This window comes from Fulvitalea axinellae (assembly GCF_036492835.1).
GTDB classification, from domain to species: Bacteria; Bacteroidota; Bacteroidia; order Cytophagales; family Cyclobacteriaceae; genus Fulvitalea; species Fulvitalea axinellae.
Window position 1 is genome coordinate 1,298,993 of the sequence record NZ_AP025314.1, and the last position, 20,214, is coordinate 1,319,206.

General features: G+C 48.3%; 15 protein-coding genes and 1 tRNA gene. 10 read left to right on the forward strand and 6 right to left on the reverse strand.

What is annotated here, in order from left to right:
* Positions 1 to 4 precede the first annotated feature (4 nt).
* The 3 genes from AABK39_RS05255 to AABK39_RS05265 are packed head-to-tail and all read left to right on the forward strand — an operon-like array spanning position 5 to position 4,400.
* Positions 5 to 1,906 carry a RagB/SusD family nutrient uptake outer membrane protein gene (locus AABK39_RS05255; protein WP_338393866.1) on the forward strand — a complete coding sequence of 634 codons (1,902 nt, stop codon included), beginning with the start codon at positions 5 to 7 and terminating at the stop codon, positions 1,904 to 1,906.
* A 20-nt stretch (positions 1,907 to 1,926) separates the two neighbouring features.
* On the forward strand, positions 1,927 to 3,114 hold the full coding sequence (locus tag AABK39_RS05260; RefSeq protein WP_338393867.1) for a DUF5000 domain-containing lipoprotein: 1,188 nt from the start codon (positions 1,927 to 1,929) through the stop codon (positions 3,112 to 3,114).
* Positions 3,115 to 3,170: 56 nt separating this feature from the next.
* Positions 3,171 to 4,400, forward strand: coding sequence for a DUF4998 domain-containing protein (locus AABK39_RS05265; RefSeq protein WP_338393868.1), 1,230 nt, complete (start codon positions 3,171 to 3,173; stop codon positions 4,398 to 4,400).
* Positions 4,401 to 4,800: 400 nt separating this feature from the next.
* Here the strand turns inward: AABK39_RS05265 and AABK39_RS05270 are convergent, their stop codons facing one another.
* Positions 4,801 to 6,225, reverse strand: coding sequence for a DUF6298 domain-containing protein (locus AABK39_RS05270; protein ID WP_338393869.1), 1,425 nt, complete (start codon positions 6,223 to 6,225; stop codon positions 4,801 to 4,803).
* Positions 6,226 to 6,660: 435 nt separating this feature from the next.
* Between AABK39_RS05270 and AABK39_RS05275 the strand changes: the two genes are divergently transcribed.
* From AABK39_RS05275 to AABK39_RS05285, 3 genes are all read left to right on the forward strand, one after another.
* Entirely contained in the window at positions 6,661 to 7,851 is a 1,191-nt protein-coding gene (locus tag AABK39_RS05275) for a PI-PLC domain-containing protein (protein WP_338393870.1), read from the forward strand.
* Positions 7,852 to 8,593: 742 nt separating this feature from the next.
* Positions 8,594 to 9,316, forward strand: a complete 723-nt coding sequence (locus tag AABK39_RS05280) for a nitrogenase component 1 family protein (protein ID WP_338393871.1) — start codon at positions 8,594 to 8,596, stop codon at positions 9,314 to 9,316.
* Between the two features lie 2 nt (positions 9,317 to 9,318).
* Positions 9,319 to 10,362: a PCMD domain-containing protein gene (locus tag AABK39_RS05285; RefSeq protein WP_338393872.1), complete on the forward strand. Its 1,044-nt coding sequence runs from the start codon at positions 9,319 to 9,321 to the stop codon at positions 10,360 to 10,362.
* 168 nt (positions 10,363 to 10,530) lie between these two features.
* On the opposite strand, the gene AABK39_RS05290 is transcribed toward AABK39_RS05285, so the two are convergent.
* The 4 genes from AABK39_RS05290 to AABK39_RS05305 form a co-directional block, all read right to left on the reverse strand.
* The gene (locus tag AABK39_RS05290; RefSeq protein WP_338393873.1) at positions 10,531 to 11,679 is read right to left on the reverse strand and encodes a THUMP domain-containing class I SAM-dependent RNA methyltransferase; all 1,149 of its coding nucleotides are present in this window, start codon (positions 11,677 to 11,679) and stop codon (positions 10,531 to 10,533) included.
* Positions 11,680 to 11,773: 94 nt separating this feature from the next.
* Positions 11,774 to 12,886, reverse strand: coding sequence for an FKBP-type peptidyl-prolyl cis-trans isomerase (locus AABK39_RS05295; protein WP_338393874.1), 1,113 nt, complete (start codon positions 12,884 to 12,886; stop codon positions 11,774 to 11,776).
* 216 nt (positions 12,887 to 13,102) lie between these two features.
* Entirely contained in the window at positions 13,103 to 14,074 is a 972-nt protein-coding gene (locus AABK39_RS05300) for an FKBP-type peptidyl-prolyl cis-trans isomerase (RefSeq protein ID WP_338393875.1), read from the reverse strand.
* A gap of 123 nt (positions 14,075 to 14,197) precedes the next feature.
* Positions 14,198 to 15,211 (reverse strand): DHH family phosphoesterase, encoded by a 1,014-nt coding sequence (locus AABK39_RS05305; protein ID WP_338393876.1) that lies wholly within the window; start codon positions 15,209 to 15,211, stop codon positions 14,198 to 14,200.
* A 189-nt stretch (positions 15,212 to 15,400) separates the two neighbouring features.
* On the opposite strand from AABK39_RS05305, the gene AABK39_RS05310 reads away from it, so the two are divergent.
* The 4 genes from AABK39_RS05310 to clpX all read left to right on the forward strand — a co-directional run bounded on the left by AABK39_RS05310 (position 15,401) and on the right by clpX (position 19,142).
* A tRNA-Leu gene (locus AABK39_RS05310) sits at positions 15,401 to 15,482 on the forward strand.
* A gap of 107 nt (positions 15,483 to 15,589) precedes the next feature.
* Positions 15,590 to 16,918, forward strand: a complete 1,329-nt coding sequence (locus AABK39_RS05315; RefSeq protein ID WP_338393877.1) for a trigger factor — start codon at positions 15,590 to 15,592, stop codon at positions 16,916 to 16,918.
* A gap of 84 nt (positions 16,919 to 17,002) precedes the next feature.
* Positions 17,003 to 17,680 carry a ClpP family protease gene (locus AABK39_RS05320; RefSeq protein ID WP_338393878.1) on the forward strand — a complete coding sequence of 226 codons (678 nt, stop codon included), beginning with the start codon at positions 17,003 to 17,005 and terminating at the stop codon, positions 17,678 to 17,680.
* A 226-nt stretch (positions 17,681 to 17,906) separates the two neighbouring features.
* Positions 17,907 to 19,142: an ATP-dependent Clp protease ATP-binding subunit ClpX gene (gene clpX / locus AABK39_RS05325; protein WP_338393879.1), complete on the forward strand. Its 1,236-nt coding sequence runs from the start codon at positions 17,907 to 17,909 to the stop codon at positions 19,140 to 19,142.
* A gap of 78 nt (positions 19,143 to 19,220) precedes the next feature.
* Here the strand turns inward: clpX and AABK39_RS05330 are convergent, their stop codons facing one another.
* The gene (locus AABK39_RS05330; RefSeq protein ID WP_338393880.1) at positions 19,221 to 20,063 is read right to left on the reverse strand and encodes a DUF2911 domain-containing protein; all 843 of its coding nucleotides are present in this window, start codon (positions 20,061 to 20,063) and stop codon (positions 19,221 to 19,223) included.
* Positions 20,064 to 20,214: the final 151 nt, after the last annotated feature.

The window sequence follows — 20,214 nt, forward strand, 5'->3', positions numbered from 1 at the left end:
ACTTATGAGAAAATATATTGGAATTAGATATTTGGCGTTTTTACTGATCTTCGGATTAGGCTCATGCAAAGATTATCTGGATGTGGTTCCCGATAACCTGGCTACTCTGGATAACGCTTTTACAGACAGGTTCAACGCCGAAAAGTTTTTGCTGACCTGCTATTCCTATTTGCCGGGTAGCACAAGCCTGGGCGGCAACCCGGCGATGGTGGCCGGCGACGAACTGATTCTCCCATCGGAATTTTCGAATAACAATGGTCCCTCGATTTCCAGAGGGTTCCAGAGCGCCACGGATCCGATTATGAACTATTGGAACGGCAGTAAAGGCGGGACAAACCTTCATATAGCTATCCGCGACTGCAATATTTTTCTGGAAAGAATCGAGGCCGTTCCCGATATACAGCCGTTTGAGCTGAAAAAGTGGGTGGCCGAAGTCAAATTTCTGAAAGCCTACTATCATTTTTATTTGATCAGGCTTTACGGGCCAATCCATATCATCGACAAGAATTTGCCTATTGACGCCTCGATTGACGATGTGAAACTGCACCGCGATCCGTTGCCGGAATGCTTCAAATATGTTGTCGATCTGATGGACGAATCCGTGGAGGATTTGCCTGTCCTTATCCAAAACGAGGTTACGGAACTTGGCCGGATCACTAAACCGATAGCTCTGGCGATGAAAGCCCGGGTGTTGTTGACATGGGCAAGCCCGCTTTTCAACGGAAATCCCGAATTGTCGGATGTAGTGGACGAAAACGGGGTCAAGATTTTCGGTGACACGCCGGATCCTACGCTTTGGGAAAAAGCAAAAGAGGCTTACGCCGAAGCTATTGAAGTGGCTGACCAAGCGGGCTTTAAGCTGTATGAAAAAAGCGATTACCGTACGGTTTACGATGTGTCGGAGACTACTAAGGAGGTTGCCGCTTTGCGTAATCGCCTCGCTTCCGATTGGAATACGGAAGTGATTTGGGGGCTGAACAAAGGGACAAGCTCACGGGAATTGCAGAGAATCAGCCACCCGCGTCTCGATGCGTATTCGGGCAATCCTGTAAGGCAATATCTCGGGGTTTCCCTTCGGGTCGCCGAGCAGTATTACTCCAAAAACGGGGTGCCGATCAACGAGGACAAAGCTTTTGATTTCGAAAACCGCTTTTCCAGAAAAGAAGCCGGTCCCGAGCACAAACTGCATATCCGGGAAGGGCAAGAAACGGCGCGACTGCACTTTGACCGTGAGCCTCGTTTCTATGCCGACTTGGCTTTTGACCGCGGTATTTGGTACGGTAACGGCCGTTTTGAGAAAGAAAGCGAATCGTGGTGGGTGCGCGCCCGCAAAGGCGAGGTGTCTTCCGCCGCCAACCGTGGCGAATATTCGGCTACGGGATATTGGCCCAAGAAATTTGTGAATATCGAAAGCGAAATCAACGCCAACGGCACCACGTTCGGAAGTATTCCGTTCCCGTTTCCTATGGTTCGTTTGGCCGAACTGTATTTGGGGATGGCCGAAGCGATTAACGAGGCTGAAGGCCCCGCGAACGCTTATCAGTGGATTGATAAGGTACGGACCAGAGCGGGGCTCGGGGGAGTTGTCGAAAGTTGGAGAGACCATTCCTCCACTCCGGATAAACCCGCTACAAAAGAGGGTTTCCGTGAAATTCTTCAGCGTGAGCGCCTGATCGAATTGGCTTTTGAGAATCACAGGTTCTATGATCTGAGACGCTGGAAAGTCGCTCCGCAGTACTTGAACGGACCGATAAAAGGCTGGAACATTAACGCCGAGGACGCCGCGGGTTATTATCAGGTGCAAAACCTCTATAACCAATCGTTTGGCTTGCGCGATTATTTTTGGCCGATCAAAGAATCGGAGTTGCAGTTCAACGCCAAGTTAATCCAGAATCCGGGATGGTAAAACCTCAAAAACTTTCGAAAATGAACATTAGAAAACTATCGGCTTTGATATGCTCTTTGTCGCTGTTGATATTCGGTTGCGGAGAGGAAAATAGCTACGATCCGATATCAAACGACGGCAAAGCGCCCGCCAGCGTGACATTGGTGGAAACAGTAGCCTTGCCCGGCGCTGCGGAAATACGTTTCGGAACCCCTTCGGATCCGGACCTGCTGTACGTAAAGGCGGTCTATTCGCATGACGGCGGAAAGACGCAAAACGAAGTGAAAGCGTCGCTTTACGATCGCAAATTGCTGATCCAGGGTTTTGGAGAGGTCAAGGAATATAAAATAAAGCTATACGCCGTTGACAGGGGCGAAAACGAATCCAAGCCCTTGGAAGTGAGCGTAACGCCTCTGGAAGCTCCCGTTTACAGAGTCGCCAAAAGCGTCAAGATGATCGAAGACTTCGGTGGCGTGCGCTATACTTGGGACAACGAGGACCAAGCGCCGGTAATCGTTTCCATCTTCGCCCAAGACACTTTGGGAAGAATGGAAAACGTAGAGACAATCTATACCGACGACGCCGAAGGTATGTACAACATCCGGGGTTATGATCCCGATCCGATCCGTGTCGCGGTGTTGGTTCGCGACCGTTGGGACAATTTTTCGGATACCATAAAAGTGGAAGGCGAGACTCTGACGCCTTTGTTCGAAGAGCAGTTTGACCGGAAGCTTTACAAACCTCTGAATCTGGACAACGACCCGGACTGGAACGCTTGGGAAGGCAATGAGAAAAACTCGTTTGACGGCGATATCAATACCTTTAATCACACTTGGGCTGGCTCCGGATGGCCGGCGACTATAACAATGGATTTGGGACAAACCGTTAAGCTGAGCCGTTTCCGCCTTTGGCAAAGACAGAATTTCCCTTATTACCACGGAAACCTGAAGCGTTACGAGATTTTCGGCCGTTTGGACGAGCCGCCAATGGACGGTAGCTGGGACGGTTGGATCAAACTTCGGGATTGTGAATCCAGAAAACCGTCAGGTCTGCCGGGAACGCAGGAGACGAACGAGGACGTGGCCCACAGAAAGGCCGGCGACGAATTCTCAATTCCGCTCGAGGCGTCAAACGTCCGTTACATCCGCCTAAAGATTACCGAAACTTGGGGAGGCACAACCTTCTGCCATTTTTCCGAAATCGCTTTTTACGGAAGGAAAGTCGAATGATCAGGTTCGCGGACCATTCGATTACTGTTCCAGTCTGAGAACAAAAAATGAGAAAAATGAACGCATATAAACTTTTACTATTGTCGTGCGTGGCGTTGTGCGTGTTTTCGTGCCAAGACATGTACGAGGTCCACGAGGAATTTGTGGACGGCAAAGAGATTGTCTACGCGCCCAAGGTGGATTCCGTATTGGTCAGGCCGGGCAACGGCAGGATGGAGTTGGGGATGATGACAATCAACTCCAAAAACGTAACGAAAATGCGGGTGACTTGGGATAACGGGAAAAAGTCGTTTGAGCAAGCCGTCGAAATCACGGACGAAGAGCAGACCGTCAGTGTCCTTCTGGAAGAGATGGAGGAAAAAGCTTATAACTTCCGGGTGTACGCCATAGACAAAGAAGGCAATGTGTCGATTGAGACAAGGGCGTTCGGCTTGGTTTACGGCGAGATCTACCGCAAGAATATCACGAACAGGAGTTTGTTGGAGAAGAAATTCGACAAAGACCGCAAGATGCTTTACCTCAATTGGTTTGACGCTCCGAAAAACTCATACGGAGTGGAACTGAAATATACCGACGCGACGGGAACCCAAAAGGAAATTTCTTTCGAAAACGACATAAGCATGTCCGATTTGCCGGGCGCCGTTCCGGGTTCGAAGATTTCCTACAGAACCAAATACAAGCCGGAGGAAAATGCCATTGACTTTTTCTACACTGACTGGAAAGAGGCGACCCTTCCCGAGACTTATCTGGAAGAAATGGACAAATCCAAGTTCGCCGTCCACGCATTGCCAACCGATATTGCCGGCGACGCTTGGGGCGGTCATATCAGCAAACTCTGGAACGGGACGGTTTCGGGCGGAGACTTCTATCATTCAAGCAACGACGAGCCTCTTCCGCACCATTTTACCTTTGACATGGGAGCCTTAGGCAAGCTGGTTTCGTGCTGGGTGGATCCTCGTAAGAATAATAACAGCTCCAATGTCAAAGTAGTGCAGTTTTGGGGAATCGATGACATTACCGACGCCGCGACCGCTTTGCCTTCCGCAGATGAAGGCTGGGAGGCGGAATCCAAGGCCAAAGGCTGGACGTTGTTAGGCTCGGCTACCCGTGATAGCGGAAGAAACGACGCTTCATTCAAAGTGAATTTTGACCCCGAAGCTTCTAGAGTAAGGTATATCCGGGTGCGGATACTTGAGAATAGAGCGGGAGCGGATAAGTATTCCTTTATGTCAGAACTTACTTTTACGGCGGAGCATCCGATAGTGATGGACAGTCCCGAAGAATAAAACAGAAAAGCCGTTAGGCACTCCCCAGAAAGCTAAAGAGTAGGCGAAAAAACGTTTTCTGGATCAAATTAAAAGGCGTCGGATTATCTTCCGGCACCTTTTTGATTTATGGCAAGAGTATCTTTTTAGAGAAAATAAATAGGGAATGACTCTGTGGAGTAAGGGAAAAAATATAGAGCCATTCCCGGAGGTGGTATCGTACAAGCCGTCATCCTTATTGTGTCACGATACGGTGACGGCGTGTTGAGGCTTTGTGTTTAAGGTATTTTGTTAGAGGAGAGATTGGAGGAAGGCGCTGTCACCGGCCCGGTATTCCGGGGAACAATCCGTGGACACTCTCCCTTTTCCCGCTCTCTGCCGTCTTGACACGGATATTTTGGCACGGGTTGCGTGAACAAAATCAAATATTTTTCTTTTCTGGTAAAGTCACTATCACTATCCAATTTCCCGTTGCGGGCGTCTGAAGGTCCAACAGGCTGGAAGCGGATGTTTCTGTTTTCTTTAGGCTTTTCCCTGTTTTTACGTTAATCCATTCTATGGTATAGTGATTAGCACTGCGTTTTAGAGGTAAAGTGATATCGCCGCCGTCTGGAAAATAGATGATATGAGTGCTGGTTGTGTCAGAAGTATGGTAGGCTTCGTTGTTTTGCCGATTTTTAAGAATGGTATTATCGGGAGTCAGGTTCCAATATTTGGTTTGCTGTTCTATTTTTCGGGCTATTTTGATCGAAGTGGCGGACAGCGCCGACAGCCCTAGGCCTGAGCTGGGTCTGTGGAATCTGGCCGAAGCCACACCGCCGATAATATGCCTCCACCAGCGTTCCAAACCGTCTTGCTCGCTACCGTGCCGACCGTTTTGGGCACCGTAAGTTTTGACTGTATTTAGTGGCCTGGGCTTGTTGGCGATGCGTTTTTTTGTCCAACGGAAGTTGTCCCAGTGCTCCTGGCCTTTGATTTGGTTGTTTTGCGAGACATCGCAGAAGGAATAGCGGTCTGGGCGATCGAAAGTTCTAAGATGTCGGGGAGCCGTCAGGCGCCAGTCGTCCCACATCTCTGTGATATAAACCTTTTTGTTTCTTTTTCGGGAGGCATTCCCGACGTACTCCGCCCAAAAAGCGCCCCATTGCTCTTCACCGCTCGTTTCATTGTCTATGCAATAAAGTACGTGACGGTACCGTAGGGTGTGGGAAAGCATCTTTGCTACAAACCTTTTCTGGTAGGCCAGCAGAGTCTTGTTATTCCTTTGTCTTGGTGTTGTGAAGAAAAACGGCTGTTTGTTAGCCGCCGGATGTTGCGGGTAGTCGGATGAAAGTCCCGATTGTTGGGCCGAATAGTTGACGTTGTTGCCGGGGCGGTAGGGGCTTTTTTTCCAATACTTGCCGAAATGGTCGAACCTGTCCCATATTTCTATCTGGACTATGATGTCCCTTTTTGCGGTTTCTTTAAGGAAAAACTCGAATCGTTTCCAGTATTCGGGGTTCCAAGTTTCGAGATCGTATTTGCCGTTATCCAATTTGCCGAAGGCGTGGATCTCGAAGCCTTTGTCGTTACGGTCGCTCATGGTGTTGCGCGCATAGTTGGCGCCTATGGCTACCATTGAGTCAAGGTGAGGAATCAAGCGGTCTTTGGGCCATTGGAACAGGTTGTCATCATCGCTGGCGCCTAGCAACATGACGGGTTTGCCTTTGTATTGCCAAAAGCTCGGATTTTCTTTCCATGGCTGTATGGCCTTTTTGTGTTGCGAATAAACAGGCTGAATGCCGAAAGTGAAAAACGTGGCGCAACAAACGCTTAGAGTCCATAAGACTTGGATAGTGTGTTTCATGATTTGAAAAAGATATTGGTGCGTAAAAAAGACGAAGCTGAACGGTGTTTATAATAATGGGGACGAGTTTGGTGGGCAAAGCTTTCTCCGACGTTGGCGCACGTGTCGGGAATGTGTAGGCGTTCCGATAAATAAGATAAGGATTAATCGATTGAAAAACAATCGGTAAAGGCTTTCCGCCAAGCGGTATTTCCGTGTTGTTGTTTTCTTAAATTCCCGAACACGGACAGTTAATATAAAATGCCTAACTTATGTCATCCGTTTGGTGGACTTGTCCCGGCCCGTGATTTTTTGTTGTGGGTAAGAACGTTTCGAATGCCTTTCGTGGTGGTAGGGCTTCGGGCGCTTTCGGTCGGAAATTCTTTAGGGCAAGGTGCCCTTTCCAGCCTTTGGGGCGGGTTTTTCAGGCGGAACAACTAAACACAATATTCTTTTATGAGAACTTTTATCGCATCGCTGTGCGCCGGAGTGTTGTTGGCTTCCTGCGCCCAAGAGTTTGACGCGGGGCCTTCCGCGCAAAAGTCCCAGATTCCGACGCCGGGTTTGGCGCAAGCGGAACTTTCGGTTACCGCTTCGCCATTGCAAATGGTTGACCGCTCCGACCGGAAGATCAACGAAATCTCCTTTCCCTGTACGCACAACTCCTACAATGACGACAGTGGCGTATTCGACAACGGCAACGTGTCGCAAGGTATGCCTACGCAATTCGCCCGTGGTATTAGGGCCGTGGAGGTCGATATTCACGAGAGAAGGTCGTGGTTCAAGAAGAACGTGTCCGTTTATCACGGCAAAATCTCCAACGGCATCAACGGCAGTCGCCTTGCCCATTACGTGCTGAGGGAAGTTACGGACTTTGTGGAGGATAATCCGGACGAGATCGTTTTCCTGAAACTTGAGACGACCGTATCCGCAAGCAAGCTTGACAAGGAGATTCGCAAGGCGGGATTGGACAAACATGTCTTTGTGCGCGATCCCCAAAACCCTTATCCGACCAAGGCCGAGGTGGTGGCTTCTGGCAAAAGGGTGGTGTTTACCCGTCAGATAGACGGCTCGCAATATGGCGAATCACTTGACCGGCATAAGCACGGCAGTGGCGAAACGGACAAGGAAGACCACACCCCGCAGGCCTCACCGTCCGACAAGAGATTTTTCGCCTTTAACTATTACAGCATCACATCCCTGTTCGGTTATGGCGACAAGGACGCCGCCAAATACTTGAACAACCCTTCAAGGCTGGCTCCGTTCGCCGATGACGTGTGGAAACTAAACGGCAAAAAGCCTTGGTGCCTTACCGTTGACTATCCGAGCGTACACAATGGCCATTACTATGACGTAATAGAGGCCCTGAACGAAAAGGGGATGCTTAAGGGACAAATACTGGATTCGGACGGCGACCTCTTGATGAAAAACAACGGATCGGTTATCACTTGGACTTGGCAGTGCCAATATTCCGACGAAACCGTAACGGCCAAGACTTCCGCCGACTTCTCATTTCCTATGAAAGAAAGCGAGACGGTGACCATCACGCCAGTATCCGACACCTACAATTTCACCCCGGCAAGTCTGACAGTAACCAACGGAAACGTCCAGGACGTCTTCCAAGCCTTTACCGCCACACCGAAGTAAAGCGGTTACTTGCTTGCCAAACACCCGGGCCGTCCTTCATTTCTATGGGGGCGGCTTCTTTTTTTCCAAAAAAGAAAAAAACAAACGGTTCTTTCCCTAGTGCCGAAGTCTATTTTTTTAAGGAATTCGATGTCGTTTCCAGTGTGTAAGGAATGGGCTTAAACTGGTTTAAATATGAGTTTGTAGTATGTTAGGAAATCTATTGTCAGGCATGAAATGCCATTACATACTGAGTTCTCATAGATTACATACTATGTTTCTATCCATTACATACTGTGTTTTATAGCCAAACATACTGTGTTTGTAGGTCAGATATACTATAAAAAATAAAATCCCGAAGCCCCAAAAGCCCGGGATAAATGATGGCAAGGCTCCCTAGACCCAATGAAGCTACATTTTGCCTTTGGGTTCCTTGCTCATCTGCCCTTTCCCGAATATACGCAGATACTAGCTTCTTTGCTCTCAATTCAAGCGTGTGGTACCGCTGGGTCCCTTGTAGTTTGATTTTTCCAGTAAGATAATCTGCCAAAATCTACTTAAAGAACCCGCTTGCCTTTTGGAGAATGACGCGTGTCGAAGTTTGGTTGTTATTTTAGGTCGCTTTATCACTCACTTCTCCTCGCCGATTTTTTGCCCGGTGTTCTCCACTTTGTGTTCCCTTTAAGTACCGAATGGCCAATTTATTGGTAGTCTTTAGCGAGGCCCGAAACTGTTGTGGGGCCGAGATGATAAGGAGAAATATATGCGGACGAACGTTTACTTGGTGACTCTCATGGTGTCGGGGTTATGGTTTTTCGCCATATCGGCTAGCCAAGCGCAGAATGCACTGGCGGAGGAAGACTGGCTGACTCGCTATGAGAGAGGGACGTTTCTGGTTGGATTTACTTTCGGTCTAAGTGAAAGAAACAGTAGGGACGTGGAATTTTTTGATCTTGATATAGACGAGGCCAAAAATACGGGATTCAACGTAAGGCTTACGGGCGGATATTTCCTTAAGCGTGACCTGGCCTTGGGCCTGAACTTAGAGTACGAAGAAAACAAGTCCAGGGCGGACTACGATGCCAGCTCCGATTATGTTAGGACGCGTGGCCGTGGCCGTAGCTATATGATCGACGCTTATATGAGGAATTATATCCCCTTAAGCGATGATCGGCGTTGGGCTTTGTTTAACGAGACTCATATCGCCATAGGTTTCGGAGCGGATGAAATGCTTAAACAAGAGGGGAATACGCTTACGCAAAAGTATAACAAATATTCGGTGTTGGAGGTGGGGATGAACCCCGGAGTGGTTGCATTTATAAAGCGAGGGGTGGCTTTCGAGGCTTCGGTAGGACTATTGGGGCTTCGTTCCAAATTCAATAATACCAAGGAAAACGGAGTGGATAAAGGTGAGTTTAATACCACTAACATCGACCTTAAGATCAATATCCTACGGGTTAATTTAGGCATCTTTTACTATTTCTAGCCATGAGAAAAAGACTTGCGTATTGGTTAGTTCCCCTTTTGCTGGTCCAATGTACAGAAGAAAAATATAGCCCGGACTATGTGGGCCGTATTACGGCAATGGAAGTGGAGGGGGAAGCCAGCCCGACTCTAATCGACGATAACGAGTTTTTTGTCAGCATAACACTCAATAATGATCCACAAATAGACCTGTCCGACCTTACCGTTACCCGTTTGGAATTCTCCGAAGGGGCCAAGGTTATCAATCTCGATCCAGACACGCTGAAAAACTTCTCCAAGCCCGTGACAATGCAAGTGCAAGGCACGGACGAGTTCGTATTCGATTGGACAATAACCGCCCAAAAAGACGGTGCCCAACTGCAAATCCCATACAGCGACTTGAACACTTGGTACGAGCAACAGTCGGGATCGAAGACCTTTCTGAACGTTGGGGAGAATGCCGAGACCACCGTGTGGGCCAGCGGAAACGAGGGAGTATTAGTGTATAATGACGAAGCCAACACCTATCCCCTCAACATTGGCGACGGAACCCTTTTCGCTAGGATGGAAACAGTGCGTGCCGTACCGCCAATCGCTCCAATAGCGGGCGGGTCGTTGTTTGTGGGGACTTTCAAACTCAATATATTGGATCCCGCTTCGTCGCCCCAATTCGGCACCCCGTTCCGTTCCCGGCCCAAAGGGTTTGAGGTGGAATACCGCTACAAGCCCGAAATATACCGCAAGTCTGGCGAAGACGTGGTGGACGAGTGCGACATTTACGTACTCTTGGAAAAGCGAATGGAAGACGAAGTACAGCGAGTGGCCACCGCATGGTTCAGAAGTAATCTGGCCCAACCTGATTGGACAACTCTTGACATGACTTTGGTCTACGGCGAAGACCCTTCGTTGCCGTCATACGCCCAGCCCAAAAAAGGTCAAACTTTCGCTCCCGCCGATGCTACGCCAACGCATATCGTGATAGTTTTCGCCTCAAGTGCGGGGGCTGATGTGTTTGACGGGGGAATAGGAAGTACGCTTGATATCAATAATTTCAAGCTGAACTATTAATGAGAAGTATAGAGTAGAAAGTAAGGCGCAAAGAGATTTTTCGGGAATATTTGGGGAATCTATAATTCAATAGGTTGATGTTTCAGGCAGAATCGTATCAAAACAAAAACAGCACTTCGGGCGAAGTGCTGTTTTTGCTTATGATGAAAGTCTTTTCCTTGATATCGATTAGCGTTTGCTACCGCTATAGAGTTCGTATTCCAGAAGTCGGCTATCTATTTTGCCGTTCATAAACGGAATACGTCTAGAGGCTTTCAAGCCTATACGTTTAGCCAAATCAAGATTACCCGTGAAGATATAGCCGGTATAACCTTGGCACCTTTTTTTGAAGAAGTCGCCGATGGCCGCGTATGTTGTTTCCAGTTCGTCAAGCTGGCCGAGTCGCTCACCGTATTCGGGGTTAAGCATTACCACTCCTCCGTTTTCAGGAATGACTGTGTCCCTGAAATCACACTTATGGAAGGTGAGAATATCCGCTACACCCGCCTTTTCGGCGTTGTCTTGCGCCGCGTCAAGGGCCATAGCGCTATGGTCGGTGGCTATAATGCGGAGGCCTTTGGCCGGTTCGCGTACGGCGTTGAGCGCCTCTTTTCGCATCATGTTCCAAGCCAGCGGGCTGTAATCGTTAAGCGACTGGAAACCGAAACGCAATCTGGTAAGGCCCGGCGCCTTGTTCATAGCGATAAGGGCGGCTTCGATGGCCAACGTTCCGCTACCGCACATCGGGTTTACGAAGTTGGACTTGCCGTCCCACTTGCCCGCCAATATAGTGGCGGCAGCCAAAGGTTCGGACATTGGCGCCTTATAAGGCTGGAGCCTATATCCGCGCTTGGCGATAGTCTCGCCCGAAGTGTCTATGTATACCTTAGCCTCGTCGTTTGTCCAGTGCAAAAAGATAGACGTTCCGTGCGTTTCCGGCCCGGAGTCTGGACGTCTTCCGCTGGTTCGCAGAAACCTGTCGGCTACACCGTCTTTTACCTTAAGGTTGGCGAAGCGCGTATCCTTTATGTTGTCGTTGATTACGAATGAGTTTACCGTAAAGTACCCGTCCGGGTGGAAGATGTTTTCCCACTCTATGTCGGTCACCTGTTGGTAAAGCGAGTCGGGATGTGGAGCGCGGAGGGTTTTGACAAGTAACAAAACCCTGTTGGCGGTCCTGAGCATCAGGTTAAGGCGCATGGCGTCCTTTAGGTCACCTTCGACTTCTACGCTTTTATTCTCTACGTTCAGGGGAGAATAGCCCAAGCTTTTGAGCTCCTCTGCCAGCACGGGGGCTATGCCGGGGTGGCATGTCACGACTATATTGTTCTCGTACATATCCGTTGTATGTGGATTTGCGTTTTGGCTTTGGCAAAATAAAAAGGATTTCCGGGATGGAAATCCTTTTTGGTAATTTCTTGTTTGGCGATTATTAGTCTCGATATTTCAATGCATCGTCCCGGTTTCCGAGGAACTTGACATGAAATACAAGTACTGCGTCCGGTGGAAGTTTGGTGATGTCGCCTTTGTTCATCAAATCTTTTCTCATAATCTCGGGCAAGATGTAAGGCCCGATGCGTGAGTTTTGGTTGCCGTCTTTGTCACGGGCGCCACCGTACGCTTGGCTTGAAGGAATAATCAGAACTGAGCTGTCGCCAACAGTCATTTGAGAGATGCACTCGTCCCAGCCTTTGATGACTTGACCAGCTCCTAAAATGAATACGAATGGGTTTTCTTCAACTACACCTTCGTCGTTTTCTTTAGCGGAAGCGTCGAATTTAGCGCCGTCAAGAAGCGTCCCGGCATAAGTCATAGCCACATACTCGCTAGTCTTTGGTCGTTCGCCTGTTCCTTTTTCAATTGTAACAATACGTTCGCCGGTAGGAAGCTCCTTCACATCGTATTTATCAAGTTTTTCGTCCTTGATATACTTTTCGATGCTGGTTTTTTCAAATTCTTCGAGTTGGTCATCGGAATATCTCGCCTCAACTTTCACATTAGCCAATATGGTTTGGCCAGGAGCCACTCTGTGAGCTTTTCCGTCGTCGGCGTCTTTGGCTTCCAATGTCCAGTCAGAATCGTTGTATCCGTAATAAGAGGCAGCGTAAATGTTTACTTCGTCCCCTACGAATTTCATTTCCTCGATAGCCCTAGCTACCGCGGTAGGAACGATGTTGCTTGAGCTGGAAGATATTCTTTCGACGGTTGTGGGTAGGTTGCCGTTCTCATCTAGGTTTTCGCCTGCCAACGTGCCCGACAATGACGTTATTTTGTAAAAAATACCGATTTTCTCGTTGTTTTCGAGCGTGATTTTTTCTTTTTCGTCACTGCTCATGCCTACGGTGTCTACTTCCACGACTTTCTCGATGTAGAGACCTTTGGCCAGACGGTCATTCTTGATATTGTTATCCTCGAGATATTGGAGAATCTCGGTGTCGTTGTTCGTCAGGTGCTCTTCGAACTGGCTAGTAGTGCTTTCCTGGCAAGCGGAAAAGGCCAAAGCGATGGCCACAAAAGGTAATGCGGTAAATTTCAATATCTTCATATTAGTAGTAACGACGGATGCGTGAAACTCGGTGCGTTTCTCCATTGTAGGCACTCCTAATCGTGCCGTCCCCGTTTGTCCGATCGGACGCCCAAGCCGAAGCCGCTTTTAATAGCTGCGCACAGCTATAAAACGAATCAAAATTACTATTTAGTACGTATAAAAAAAAATCCGGCCCCAAAGTGAGCCGGATTTCCTTTATTGGCACCTGAAACCTTAGAGAGTTTCTGGTTTCTGGAGGTCAACCAATTCAACTTCGAAGATCAAAACAGAGTTGGCCGGGATCTTTGCGCCAGCGGCACGAGGACCGTAAGCCATTCCTGACGGGAGGTAAAGAGTAGCTTTTCCACCTTTTTTCAAAAGAGCGATACCTTCGTCCCATCCCGGGATTACTTGGCCAACGCCCAATTGGAATTGGAACGGCTTGCTGTAGTCGCGTCCTTCTTGGTAAAGCTCTTTTTCTTTGGCTACGTCTTCACGGCTAGTGTCGAAGTAGTCGCCGCCGAGTACGTTACCTACGTAGTGTACGGTAACCATGTCATTGGCTTGAGCATTTTCGCCAGTTCCCTCTTCAGTGATCACGTAGTGAATTCCCGATTCGGTTTTCTTGGCTGTAATGTTATTCTCCTTGAGGTACTTTTCGATTTTCTCGTTGTCCTCGATTTTTTGCTTTTCAGCGTCGGCTTCGGCTTTGCGCTTTCTGGCCTCCATTACTTCGGCTTGCTTTTCTTTGCCGAATTCCTGGAATTCTTCTTGGTCAAATACCTTGTCGATAGAAACGGTCATGCCGAGGAAATCGCCTGGCTTGATGTTCCAGTTTGGAGGAAGCGGACGCGGGTTGGAAAGGCTGTCGGCGGACACTTTGAAGTCTACGCTGTCTCCCATTGAGAGAGTCATCAACATTCTGCCCATGAAGTCTTTAGACATCGAAGCCGAGTCGTGACGGAAGTAGTAAGGAAACTGGTCCTCTCCCAAAGTGCTGAACAGAACGGTATCGCCTTGGCTCAGGTTCACAATCTGGATCTGACCTACCAATACCTTGTCTTGCAACTCCAATTTCTTGTCGCCTTTGGTGTTGTAGTGGAACTCGTAACCGTCGGCCGATTTTTCGTATTTCTTGCCACAGCTAGAGAAGCTGAGCGCTATTGCGCTGGCGGCGGCGAGTGTGAAAAAATTCTTCAGTCTCATCGTTTTATCCGTTTAAATATTATCTCTTTTCTGGTTCGGAATCTCGGGGTCGGACTCCGCTAGGGTAAAAATAACGAGCCTTAGCGTAAAATCTTGCGGAAGAGCATTATTTATCGCGATTAGTCAGGCGTTTTTGAGTTCTTCGGCGTATTTCGGCAACAGATTCTCGAAATACTTCACGGCTTCGGCCAGGGGCATGTCTATTCTTCCGCCGGAAGCGTTGCGGTGTCCGCCACCGTTGAAGTGGTTTTTGGCGAATACGTTTACGGGGAATTTGCCTTTTGAGCGGAGCGAAAGCTTTACGCCGTCTTCACGCTCGGTAATCAGTGCCGAGAAAACAATGTCTTTGATGGAAAGCGCATAGTTTACAAGGCCCTCCGTATCGCCCGTTTTGGCGTTGAATCTCCTTAGTTCATTGGAACTGAGGGTGAAGAACGCCGTGCGGTGCTCGCGGTGCACTACCAGTTTTTGGCTTAACGCGAAGCCGGTGAGTTTCAGTCGGTCCAGCGAGTTGTTATCGTAGATCAGGCTCCCGACTTTGGCGTTGTCGGCGCCAAGGCCAATGAGCTCGGCAGCTACCAACAAAGTGTTTTTGGTGGTGTTCGAGTGCTTGAAAGAGCCCGTGTCCGTCATAATGCCGGCATATAGGCAATCCGCTATATCGGGGTCGATTAAGTCAATATCGCCCAACTCGGCGGCCAATTGGTAGAGAAGTTCCGCCGTGGCGGCCGCTTTGGTGTCCCAGATCATATGATCCGCAAACTCTTCGGGGTCCAGGTGGTGGTCTACGACAATCTTTACGCCTTCAGCCTCCGCGACGAACTCGCCAAGGGCGCCGATTCTGTTCAGGGCGGAAAAGTCGAGGCAGAAAACGATATCAGCCTTGGTTATAGACTCTCGGATTTCCTCACGGAATTCCTCTTTGTACACTTGTACTTGGTCGTGGCCTTTCATCCAGAACAAGAAGTCCGGATAATCGGTGGGGGAAATTACTTTTACCGTATGGCCTTTCTTACCAAGCATCCCCGCCAAACCCAGGCATGAACCGAGCGCGTCGGCGTCTGGTTTATAGTGGGGGATGATCACAATATTTTTGGCTGTGCCAAGCATTTGCTTGAGCGCCTCGATGTTTCGCATAAAGAAATAAGATGCTGGACAAGCGACAAAAATCACGATAAAATGTCAAAATGTCAAAAAAAGCGAATGACATCACATGGGTGTCTAAAGGGCGAGATTGAGCCTCGGATAAATTTTTTGAAAAAAAACGGCGAGGAACATTGCGGCGAACCGAAATTTGCCTACTTTTGCATCGCCTTGACAGAGCGAGCGGATGTGGCGGAATTGGTAGACGCACTAGACTTAGGATCTAGCGCCGCAAGGCGTGGGGGTTCGACTCCCTCCATCCGCACGATGAGACCCTCGATCACGATAAGTAATTTATCGAGCTCGGGGGTTTTTCAATTGATAGCGTTTTACGGATCTCAGATCTTTCACGTCAATTAAAACAATACAGCTTTGGAGTTCAATTTAGAGAAAAGCACTGCGACAGACGCCGTCCTAAAAGTCAAATTGGCGGCAGAGGACTATCAGGCGGGCTTTAACAATAAAGTTAAGGATTACTGCAAGCAAGCCAGCATCAAAGGTTTCCGTCCGGGGAAAGTTCCTGCGGGAATCATCAAAAAGATGTACGGCGAGTCTATTTTGGTAGAAGAGATCAACCGCTTGTTGGGACCTGCTGTCCAGAATTATATTAAAGAAAACAAACTGAGCATCATCGGCGAGCCCCTTCCAAAAGGGACCGATACGGCTTATGAGTGGAAAGAGGGCAACGAGTTCGAATTCTCTTTCGAGCTTGGTTTGGTTAGCGATTTCTCACTGAACCTCGAAACTACGGTAGAAGGCCTTAGCGTTAAGGTTTCTGACGAGGACGTGGAGCAGTCGATCGAGGACCTCAAGCAGCAACTCGGCGAGCGCACTACTCCTGAGGAAGCTGGCGAAGAGGACATGATCTTCGGCGACCTTAAAATCGAAGGCGAAGAGCAGCCTGTAAAGGTGATGATCGAGATCAAGGACTTGGCTACCAAGACTGGAAAAGCGATCTTCACAGGCCTTAAGAAAGACGAAGTTAAGACTTTCGATATCCGTAAGGCTTACCGCTCAAACGAGAAATTGGCCAAATTCCTCAACAGAAGCGAGGAAGAGGTTAAGGAAATCCAAGGCGAGGTTGAATTGACGGTAATCAGCATCAACAGTAACGCTGTCGCTGAAATGAACCAAGAATTCTTTGACAAGGTTGTTGGTCCGGATACCGTTTCTAACGAAGAGGAATTCCGCGCTAAGGTTAAGGAATTGTTGGAAGGCAACTACGAGCAAGGTGCCGCTGTCGAGTTGAACGGAGCTATCCGCAATAAGCTTGTAAGCGAGACTGAAATCGAATTTTCTCCTGAGTTCTTCAAGAAGTGGTTGTTGACAAACAACAAAGAGCTTGAGGCTGAGAAAGTTGACGCCGAATTCGACAAGTACGTTGACGAGTTGAAGTGGATGTTGATCATGGATCGCATCGCTGAGGAGAACGAAGTGGTAGTGGAGCAGGAAGAAATCCGTGAAGCCGCGGCCGCTAGCATCCGTAACCAATTCGCTATGTACGGTATGCCTACAGACCAGTTGGACGAGAACATCGACGCTTTCGTTCAGAATTACCTGACAGGTGAAAATGGTCAAAAAAATTACTTGGATACATATCAGCAGGCCAGAACAGGCAAAGTTTTTGAAGTGATCAAAGAGAAAGTCACAGTGGAGACTAAAGAAGTAACCGCTGAGGAGTATAAGAAAAAAATCGGCTGATCGCAGAAAAAATTAAACGCTACATATAAAAAGTCCTTTCACAAGAAGGACTTTTTTTTTAATTTCTGTCCAAAAGAATTCGGTATGATCAACAAGGAAGAGTTTAGAAAATTCGCCGTAAAAGGCCAAGGCTTGGCCGGCACCACAGTGGATAGCTATATTGGCCATGTGGAAAACATGACGCGTTCCGTTATTGAGGAGCGCCCGACGAACTTTCGCGAGATTGACGTGTTCTCGCGACTGATGATGGATCGCATCATCTTTTTGGGAACCCAAGTTGACGATATCATCGCAAACGTTATCACGGCACAGTTGCTCTTTCTTGAATCGGCTGACGCCACCAAGGATATTTTGCTGTACGTGAACAGCCCTGGCGGATCGGTATATGCCGGATTGGGGATTTATGACACTATGCAGTACGTTAACCCTGACGTTGCCACCATCTGTACAGGTTTGGCGGCTTCTATGGGGGCGGTGTTGTTGGCGGGCGGAGCGAAAGGAAAGCGTTCTTCTTTGCCTCACTCCCGTGTTATGATTCACCAGCCTTTGGGCGGAGCGCAAGGCCAGGCTTCGGATATCGAAATCACGGCTAAGCAGATTTTGATCCTCAAGAAGGAGTTGTTGCAAATTTTGGCCGACCATTCGGGCAAGAGCTACGAAGAGGTAGAGCAACACTCGGACAGGGATTACTGGATGCGCGCCGACGAAGCCAAGGAATATGGCCTGATAGACGAAGTGCTCGTGCGCCACAAAAAAGGCTGAGTTTAACTCGGCTTCGGAAACGGAAGAGCCTGAAACGTTAGCGGTTGCTAGCGTTTCAGGCTCTTTTATTTGGTATGAAGAATGTGGATCATTACCTTTATGCGTTTAGGGCTCTGAGTATTCTGCGACAATTTCCGGGAGGAAAACTCCCTTGCGGGCACTATACTCGGGAACTTAGCGTTTTTTAAGCGTTTGGAAACAGAATATTTTCTTAAAGGAGAATTATATGGCCAATGTATCCTGCTCATTTTGTGGTAGATATAAACAGGATGTCGATTTGATGGTGTCGGGTATCAATGCCCATATTTGTAACCATTGCATCGAGCAAGCCTCGCAGATTTTGAAAGAAGAGCTGAAGCTGAATGCAGGAGAGCTCGACGACGATTTGGATTTTAACCTTCAGGCTCCAATGGACATTAAGGCGGAGCTTGATAAGTATGTTGTCGGACAGGATGAGGCTAAAAAGTTTTTGTCGGTAGCGGTTTATAACCACTACAGGCGTTTGTCGCAGAGGACATCAGAAGACGACGTTACGATTGAGAAATCCAACATTATAATGGTGGGAGAAACCGGTACTGGTAAGACGTACCTGGCCCGCACGCTTGCCAAAACCCTTCAGGTACCGTTTTGTATAGCCGATGCCACGGTATTGACCGAGGCCGGTTATGTAGGTGAGGATGTGGAAAGTATTCTCACAAGACTTTTGCAGGCGGCCGATTACAATGTGGAAGAGGCCGAAAGAGGCATCGTTTATATTGACGAGATTGATAAAATCGCACGTAAGTCGGATAACCCTTCTATCACGCGGGACGTGAGTGGCGAAGGTGTTCAGCAGGCATTGCTGAAGCTTTTGGAAGGCACGGTTGTGAATGTGCCGCCACAAGGAGGCAGAAAGCACCCTGACCAGAAGATGATCAAGGTGAATACCGAGAATATCCTCTTTATTTGCGGAGGTGCTTTTGACGGTATCAAGCGCCATATTTCCAATCGCCTGAACCAGCGTCCCCTCGGTTTTGCTCCGAGTGGTGATAAATCGGCCGAGTCTATAGACGAGAACGACGTGTTGCAATATGTTATGGCCCATGACCTCAAGTCATTCGGTTTGATCCCTGAGCTGATTGGTCGTTTACCTGTAGTGACACATTTGGATCCGCTGTCTGTCGATACGCTGAAGATGATTCTCACTACGCCTAAGAACGCATTGGTGAAGCAGTACAAGAAGCTGTTTGCGATGGAGAAAGTCGATCTGACTTTTACGCCGGAAGCTATCGATTATATAGTGGAACAGGCTGACGAGCATAAATTGGGAGCCCGCGGTTTGCGTTCTATATGCGAGGCGATTATCACGGACATTATGTTCGAGTTGCCTTCAAAGAAAGACATCAAAGAGTTTGAGATCACTAGGGAATTTGCCCGTGAGAAATTTGAGAAATCAAAACTCAAGAAATTGCAAGTGGCCTAAAAATATCAAGGTTCTTAAAAAACGAAAGGCTCCGAATTATCGGAGCCTTTTTTTGTGAGCAAGACGCTAAGGTTTCCCTTAGATGGCTTTTGACCATTTCTTGATATTTTTCTCGTTGATTTTCACGTAGTCTTGGTTGCCGGCTTTCTTTGCCAGTTCCAAAGAGCGTTTGGCTTCTTTGATAGCGTTTGAGTAGTCGTTGTTGGCGGCATAAGCCTCAGCGAGTACGCGGATTACCCAATAGCGGTTGCTGTCTTTGGCGCCTTTGATAGCGTAGTCAAGACCTTTTTTGTTTTCGCCGATGCTTAGGTAGTAGCGAGCCGAAGCGAAGTAAGTGTTCGCCGGGTTCTCAATTTCCTTAAGCTTGCGGTTGATGTTCGCCAAAGCCATTTTGCGTGTAGGAACTTCGAAAGGAACCTTAACGCTTGTGTTTTCCCAAGCGATCTGAACCGATGCGCTTTCGTCTTTCAGATCAGCGATATCGATAGTGAAAGATTCGCGGAAATCAGACTTTGTGGCCTCAACAGTTACGCTGGCTACGTTTTTGGCCGGATCGTATTGGCCGGCTCCCCATTGCTTGGTGTTGGTGTTCAACACCACTTCCCATGATTTTTTTCCAGGAACGGTGAACAGGGCGTAAGTGCCGGATTTAACGGGTTTGCCCGCAAAAGTAATGTCCGTGCTGAAAGTGATTTTGGTGCAGGCGTTGGCTCCTGTTCTCCAAACCTTGTCGAAAGGTACCAAATCGCCGAAAATTTTACGGCCTTTAACGCCGGGTCTAGAATACTCTACTTTAACATCCGTAAGTCCGACTTTTTGGTTGACAGTTGATGCCGGACTTGGTTGTGGCAAGTCTTGTGCTTGGGTAAGCAAACCTCCGGCAAAAAGGAAGGCCGCGAGGGCTAGTACCTTTTTCATCATGATGATTTTTTAGGGTTGAAAAGAATTTGTTTTTCGGTTTCAAAATATGAAATGCCGAAACGGCGGTCCGGATGTTGGGTTTTCCCGAAAATCCGCCAATTTATAATGACGGATATTTTCGTTTAAGGTTGGATTATCGGTTAAAAAAATC

Coding starts and splice junctions, on each gene's coding strand:
- AABK39_RS05300 (WP_338393875.1), bottom strand. CDS start 14,074: ATGAGACTGAAGAATTTTTTCACACTCGCCGCCGCCAGCGCAATAGCG.
- AABK39_RS05260 (WP_338393867.1), top strand. CDS start 1,927: ATGAACATTAGAAAACTATCGGCTTTGATATGCTCTTTGTCGCTGTTG.
- AABK39_RS05320 (WP_338393878.1), top strand. CDS start 17,003: ATGATCAACAAGGAAGAGTTTAGAAAATTCGCCGTAAAAGGCCAAGGC.
- AABK39_RS05295 (WP_338393874.1), bottom strand. CDS start 12,886: ATGAAGATATTGAAATTTACCGCATTACCTTTTGTGGCCATCGCTTTG.
- AABK39_RS05285 (WP_338393872.1), top strand. CDS start 9,319: ATGAGAAAAAGACTTGCGTATTGGTTAGTTCCCCTTTTGCTGGTCCAA.
- AABK39_RS05280 (WP_338393871.1), top strand. CDS start 8,594: ATGCGGACGAACGTTTACTTGGTGACTCTCATGGTGTCGGGGTTATGG.
- AABK39_RS05270 (WP_338393869.1), bottom strand. CDS start 6,225: ATGAAACACACTATCCAAGTCTTATGGACTCTAAGCGTTTGTTGCGCC.
- AABK39_RS05275 (WP_338393870.1), top strand. CDS start 6,661: ATGAGAACTTTTATCGCATCGCTGTGCGCCGGAGTGTTGTTGGCTTCC.
- AABK39_RS05330 (WP_338393880.1), bottom strand. CDS start 20,063: ATGATGAAAAAGGTACTAGCCCTCGCGGCCTTCCTTTTTGCCGGAGGT.
- clpX (WP_338393879.1), top strand. CDS start 17,907: ATGGCCAATGTATCCTGCTCATTTTGTGGTAGATATAAACAGGATGTC.
- AABK39_RS05290 (WP_338393873.1), bottom strand. CDS start 11,679: ATGTACGAGAACAATATAGTCGTGACATGCCACCCCGGCATAGCCCCC.
- AABK39_RS05305 (WP_338393876.1), bottom strand. CDS start 15,211: ATGCGAAACATCGAGGCGCTCAAGCAAATGCTTGGCACAGCCAAAAAT.
- AABK39_RS05265 (WP_338393868.1), top strand. CDS start 3,171: ATGAACGCATATAAACTTTTACTATTGTCGTGCGTGGCGTTGTGCGTG.
- AABK39_RS05255 (WP_338393866.1), top strand. CDS start 5: ATGAGAAAATATATTGGAATTAGATATTTGGCGTTTTTACTGATCTTC.